Origin of the sequence: Streptomyces phyllanthi (genome assembly GCF_009377205.1) — a bacterium.
Taxonomy (GTDB): domain Bacteria; phylum Actinomycetota; class Actinomycetes; order Streptomycetales; family Streptomycetaceae; genus Streptomyces; species Streptomyces phyllanthi.
Genome location: NZ_VJZE01000538.1, coordinates 1 through 5,731 on the forward strand (window position 1 = coordinate 1; position 5,731 = coordinate 5,731).

The following is a 5,731-nucleotide window of genomic DNA, read 5'->3' on the forward strand; positions in this document are numbered from 1 at the left end:
GTCGTACACGAGTTCGAGAATGGAGGTATGGTGAGGGTGGGGAAGCTGGGAACTGATGTTCGAGAGCTCGGTCGGGAGCTCCTGGAGTACGGAGGTGCGTGTGCCGGGTTTCACGCATCTGCACACCGCGTCCGGGTTCTCCCTGCGGTACGGCGCCTCGCACCCGGAACGGCTCGCCGAGCGCGCCTCCGAGCGGGGGATGGACGCCCTCGCGCTCACCGACCGGGACACCCTCGCGGGGGCGGTGCGGTTCGCCAAGGCCTGTGCGGGGGTGGGTGTCCGGCCGTTGTTCGGGGCGGAGCTGGCGGTGGAGGAGCCGCCGGCGCGGGGGCGTGCCGACGGACCTCCGCGGCGGGAGAGGCGGCGGACCCCCGTCCGGGGCGGTGCCTTCATCGATGAGTCGACACCCCGGGTGACCTTCCTCGCCCGGGAGGGCGCGAAGGGCTGGGCCGAGCTCTGCAGGATCGTTTCGGCAGCCTATGCGGGGGAGCGTGGGGACCAGCCGCTGCTGCCCTGGTCGGCGTGTGCCGCCGAGGGGCTGACCGTTCTGCTCGGCCCCGATTCGGACGTGGGCCGCGCCCTCGCCGCGGGCCGCCCGGACCGGGCCGCGAAGCTCCTCGCGCCCTGGCGGGAGGCCCACGGCGACGCCCTGCGCCTCGAAGTGGTGTGGCACGGCCGCACCGGTACCGGTCCGGGGTCCCTGCGGCTGGCCGCCCGCACCGTCGCCCTCGCCGTCGAGCAGGGTGTACGGCCGGTGCTCAGCAACGCCGTCCGGTACGCCGACCCGGGGACGGGTCCCGTCGCCGACGTCCTGGACGCCTCCCGCCGTCTCGTCCCCGTCGACCCCCGCCGTGAGCTGGACTCCGGTGAGGCCTGGCTCAAGGACGCGCCCGCCATGCTGGGCGCCGCCGAGCGGATCGTCGAGGCCGCGGGCTACCGCCGTGACACCGCGCACCGGCTGCTGGAGCAGACGCAGGCCACGGCCGCCGAGTGCCTGGTCGACCCGGAGGACGACCTCGGTATCGGGAGCGTCCACTTCCCCGAGGCGCACCTCGTCGGCGCGGGCCGCCGCACCGCCCAGCGCACACTCGCCTCGCGGGCCGCGGCCGGGATGGTGCTGCGCGGGTACGACACCCGGCGGGAGTACTGGGAGCGGATGCACCAGGAGCTCGACGTCATCGCCCACCACGGCTTCGCCTCCTACTTCCTGACGGTCGCCCAGGTCGTGGACGACGTACGGAGGATGGGGATACGGGTCGCCGCACGCGGCTCGGGCGCCGGCTCCCTCGTCAACCACCTCCTCGGCATCGCGCACGCCGACCCCGTCGCACACGGGCTGCTGATGGAGCGCTTCCTGTCCAAGAAGCGGATCGCGCTGCCCGACATCGACATCGACGTGGAGTCCGCGCGCCGGCTCGAGGTCTACCGCGCGATCATCGGCCGCTTCGGCACCGAACGGGTCGCGACCGTCGCGATGCCGGAGACGTACCGGGTGCGCCACGCCGTCCGCGACGTGGGCGCCGCCCTGTCCCTGGACCCGGCCGACATCGACCGGATCGCCAAGTCCTTCCCGCACATCCGGGCGCGCGACGCGCGGGCGGCGCTGGACGAGCTGCCCGAGCTCAGGGGCCTCGCGGAGGAGAGGGAGAGATACGGCCGTCTGTGGGAGCTGGTCGAGGCGCTCGACGCCCTCCCGCGCGGAGTCGCCATGCACCCGTGCGGGGTGCTCCTCTCCGACGCCTCCCTCCTCGCCCGTACGCCGGTGATGCCGACCAGTGGCGAGGGGTTCCCCATGTCGCAGTTCGACAAGGACGACGTCGAGGACCTCGGACTGCTCAAGCTCGACGTGCTGGGTGTGCGGATGCAGTCCGCCATGGCGCACGCGGTCGCGGAGGTCGAGCGGGCGGCGGGCACCCGTATCGACCTGGACGACGTCGACATCGACGAGGGTGACCCGGCGACGTACCGGCTGATCCGCTCCACCGAGACGCTGGGCTGCTTCCAGATCGAGTCGCCGGGGCAGCGGGACCTGGTCGGGCGGCTCCAGCCGGCCGGCTTCCACGACCTGGTGGTGGACATCTCGCTGTTCCGGCCCGGTCCGGTCGCCGCCGACATGGTGCGGCCGTTCATCGCGGCCCGCCACGGGCGGGCGCCGGCCCGTTACCCGCACCCGGATCTGGAGGAGCCGCTGAGGGAGACGTACGGCGTCGTGGTCTTCCACGAGCAGCTCATCGACATCGTGCACCTCATGACCGGCTGCGGACGGGACGAGGCGGACCAGGTGCGGCGCGGGCTGTCGGATCCGGAGTCGCAGGGGCGGATCCGGGTCTGGTTCGCGGGCGCCGCGGCCGCGAAGGGGTACGACGCCGAGACGATCGCGCGGACCTGGGAGATCGTCGAGGCCTTCGGCTCGTACGGCTTCTGCAAGGCGCACGCGGTGGCCTTCGCGGTGCCCACGTACCAGTCGGCGTGGCTGAAGGCCCATCACCCGGCCGCGTTCTACGCGGGGTTGCTGACGCACGACCCCGGTATGTACCCGAAGCGGCTGCTGCTGGCGGACGCGCGGCGGCGGGGGGTCCCGGTCCTTCCGCTGGATGTGAACCGGTCGGGGGTCGACCATCGTATCGAACTGGTGTCTGAATCCGGGGCGGGCAAGGGCACTTGGGGGACCGAGGAGGGCAAGGGGGCCTGGGGCATCCGGCTGGCGCTCTCCGACGTGTACGGCATCAGCGAGGCCGAGGCGGCGCGGATCGCGGACGGGCAGCCGTACGCCTCCCTGCTCGACTTCTGGGAGCGGGCGCGGCCGAGCCGTCCGCTGGCCGGGCGGCTCGCGCAGGTCGGCGCGCTCGACGACTTCGGCGCCAACCGGCGGGACCTGCAACTGCACTTGGCCGAGTTGCACCGCAGCGCCCGGGGCGGACGTGGCGCGGGCGGGGCGGGCGGTGCCCAGCTCCCGCTCGCCGGCGGACGCAGGACCGCGTCGGCCGGGTTGCCCGACCTCTCCTCGGCGGAGCGGCTCAGCGCCGAACTGGGCGTGCTCTCCATGGACGTCTCGCGCCATCTGATGGACGACCACCAGGAGTTGCTGACCGAGCTCGGCGTGGTGTCCGCGCGGCGGCTGCGGGAGACACGGCACGGTGAGACGGTGCTGGTCGCGGGCGCCAAGGCGGCCACCCAGACCCCGCCGATCCGCTCCGGCAAACGGGTCATCTTCAGCACCCTGGACGACGGCACCGGCCTGGTCGACCTCGCCTTCTTCGACGACTCCCACGACGCCTGCGCCCACACGGTCTTCCACTCCTGGCTGCTGCTGGTGCGCGGGGTGGTGCAGCGGCGGGGGCCGCGCAGCCTCAGCGTGGTCGGGTCGGCCGTCTGGAACCTCGCCGAACTGGTGGAACTGCGGCGGGAGGGCGGCATGGACGCGGTCGCGGCCCGGCTGGCGCGGACACCGGGCGCGCCCGACGGGGACGAGGGCGTCCCGGAGGGCGCGGAGGGGGCCACGGACGGCGACGGTGCCCGGCGGGCCGGGCTCGCCGGTTCGGACGGGCGGCCCGCGCCGGCCGGCTCCGCGGCACCGGACCCGATGGAGGACGCCCGCGCCCGCAGCATCCGTATGCCCACCGGCTACGAGATGCACCCGTGGGCGGATCTGCGTCCGGCGGGCGAAGGGCCCGCGAACGGAAGGAAGTTGTGGCACCAGAGTCCGGGGAGTGCGGGATGACCATCCTCTGTGTCCGGTTCCAGCTGCCTGAGGCGGACGAGGCCGCGCTGCCCCGGCTCGTCGAACTGCTGGAGGAGTTCACGCCCGTCATCGAGGCGCTGCCGCCCGACCGCGCCCTGGTGGACCTGCACGGTGCCGAACGGTACTTCGGCCGGGACGCCCTGGAGCTGGCCTCGATGATCCGGGCGCGGTCCCTCGCCTGGTACGGCGTCGACTGCGCGATCGGCGCCGGACCGGGCCCGATGTTCGCCCGGATGGCCCTGGGCGAGGCACACCCCGGGACGACCCGTGCGGTCCCCGAAGAGCCCGGCGCCCTCGCCGAGTTCCTGGACGGCCGGCCCGTCGCCGCGCTTCCCGGAGTCGGCGCCGCCACCGCCCGCACCCTGGGCGAGTACGGCCTCGACACCCTCGGCAAGGTCGCCGCCGCGCCCCTGTCGACCCTGCAACGGCTCACCGGCGCCCGTACCGGCCGCGAACTGCGGGAGAAGGCACAGGGCGTCGACCGCGGCCGGGTCGTCCCGAACGCCGTCTCACGCTCCCTCATCGCCGAACGCCTCTTCCCGCGCGACGAGTTGGACCCGGCCGAGCACCGCCGCGCGCTGCTCTCCGCCGCCGAGGAACTGGGCGCCCGGCTGCGCGCCCTGGACAAGGTGTGCCGCACGCTCACCCTCACCGTCCGCTACGCCGACCTCCCCCACTCTCGAACAGGATCGAGCGGGGGGACCCCCGCCTCGACGACCCGCAGCCGTACGCTCAAGGAGCCGACCGCGCACTCGCCCGCGCTCACCGCCGCCGCGTACCGCATGTACGAGGGGCTCGGGCTGCAACGTGCCCGCGTCCGGGGGATCGTCCTGCGTGCCGAGGGGCTGGGCCCCGCGGACCTTGCCTACCACCAGCTCGCCTTCGACCCGGCGGACGAGAAGGCCCGCCGGATCGAGGAGGTGGCGGACCGGGCGCGGGCGAAGTTCGGCCCGCATGTGATCGGGCCGGGCACGCTGGCGTCGTGACTCGCCCGAGCGTCATCACCTGCCCGAGCAGGCAGGTAGCACGGCTCAGTTGCGTGGAGGGCGTGGTAGGTCCTGCCGTCCTGCCGATGAGTACCCGTACTCATGCCTGAGCGCGCCCTTCGGTCCACCGTGGAGAAGACCACACACGGACCGACCCGAACGGACCCGCGATGCCGAACGACTCCCGCCCGCGCCGCCTCACCCGTCTGCGCCGACTCCTCGCGCTCGCCACGGACAACTGGCTTGCCCGGGGCTATCTGGCTGTCTTCGCCGCCTCCGTCGCGGTCATGTTCCTCTTCCCGGAGAGCGTCTTCGCCCCGAGCTTCCTGCTGCTCACGGCACCCCTCTCCTTCCTGGGGGTGGCCATCCCCTTCGGTCCCGGCATCGAGGGCGGTGCGGCGGTCCAGGCCCTCGCCGTCGGCCTCTGGGCCGCGTGGCTCCTCCTGAGCGCCCTCGTCAACGCCGCCGCGCTCGGCGCCCTCGCCCACCACGTCCGTGACCGGCGCACCACCCGGCACGCGTGAGCCCCTGAACAAACGTGAACCTCTGAACACGCGTGAATTCTTGAACGGAAAGGAACGGACATGACGCGTTCTGCGCACCCCCGACTGCCGAGGACGCGGGCCCTGCTGGCGCCCGCGGTGGACAACTGGCTCGCGCGCGGGTACCTCGCCGTGGTCGCGGCATCGCTGGGCTTCTTCCTCTACGCCGTGTACCTGTCGCCGGACCCGGGATTCGCCGGGATCTGGCCCTACATGGCCACGGCACCGCTCAGCACGCTCGCCTTCCTGGTGCCGGCACCCGGGTGGGACTCCTCGCTCGCCTGGCTGAGCCCCTTGATCTTCTCCGCCGGAGTGGCCGTCTCCGGTCTGGTCAACGCCGTGCTGCTCGGTCTGCTCGCACGCAGGCTGCGGTCACGGGAGCCGCGCCCCGTCATCTGAACGAGGCGCCGGTCAGCCGGCCGGGTCCAGGGGCGGGTCCAGGGCCTGTCTCTTATACACAG

General features: G+C 73.4%; 4 protein-coding genes. All 4 read left to right on the forward strand.

What is annotated here, in order from left to right:
* The first annotated feature begins 100 nt into the window (after nt 1–100).
* The gene (locus tag FNH04_RS40240; RefSeq protein WP_322725262.1) at nt 101–3,721 is read left to right on the forward strand and encodes a DNA polymerase III subunit alpha; all 3,621 of its coding nucleotides are present in this window, start codon (nt 101–103) and stop codon (nt 3,719–3,721) included.
* The gene (locus FNH04_RS40245; RefSeq protein ID WP_152791114.1) at nt 3,718–4,728 is read left to right on the forward strand and encodes a DNA polymerase Y family protein; all 1,011 of its coding nucleotides are present in this window, start codon (nt 3,718–3,720) and stop codon (nt 4,726–4,728) included. The genes FNH04_RS40240 and FNH04_RS40245 overlap by 4 nt, the downstream gene beginning before the upstream one ends.
* Nucleotides 4,729–4,898: 170 nt before the next feature.
* Nucleotides 4,899–5,252 carry an SCO4225 family membrane protein gene (locus FNH04_RS48245; RefSeq protein ID WP_228031900.1) on the forward strand — a complete coding sequence of 118 codons (354 nt, stop codon included), beginning with the start codon at nt 4,899–4,901 and terminating at the stop codon, nt 5,250–5,252.
* Between the two features lie 60 nt (nt 5,253–5,312).
* Entirely contained in the window at nt 5,313–5,669 is a 357-nt protein-coding gene (locus FNH04_RS48250) for an SCO4225 family membrane protein (RefSeq protein ID WP_228031901.1), read from the forward strand.
* The last annotated feature ends 62 nt before the right edge of the window (nt 5,670–5,731 follow it).

What these genes read in the sequence shown, in the direction of transcription:
- FNH04_RS40245 (WP_152791114.1), top strand. Translation starts at nt 3,718, where the DNA reads ATGACCATCCTCTGTGTCCGGTTCCAGCTGCCTGAGGCGGACGAGGCC.
- FNH04_RS48245 (WP_228031900.1), top strand. Translation starts at nt 4,899, where the DNA reads ATGCCGAACGACTCCCGCCCGCGCCGCCTCACCCGTCTGCGCCGACTC.
- FNH04_RS48250 (WP_228031901.1), top strand. Translation starts at nt 5,313, where the DNA reads ATGACGCGTTCTGCGCACCCCCGACTGCCGAGGACGCGGGCCCTGCTG.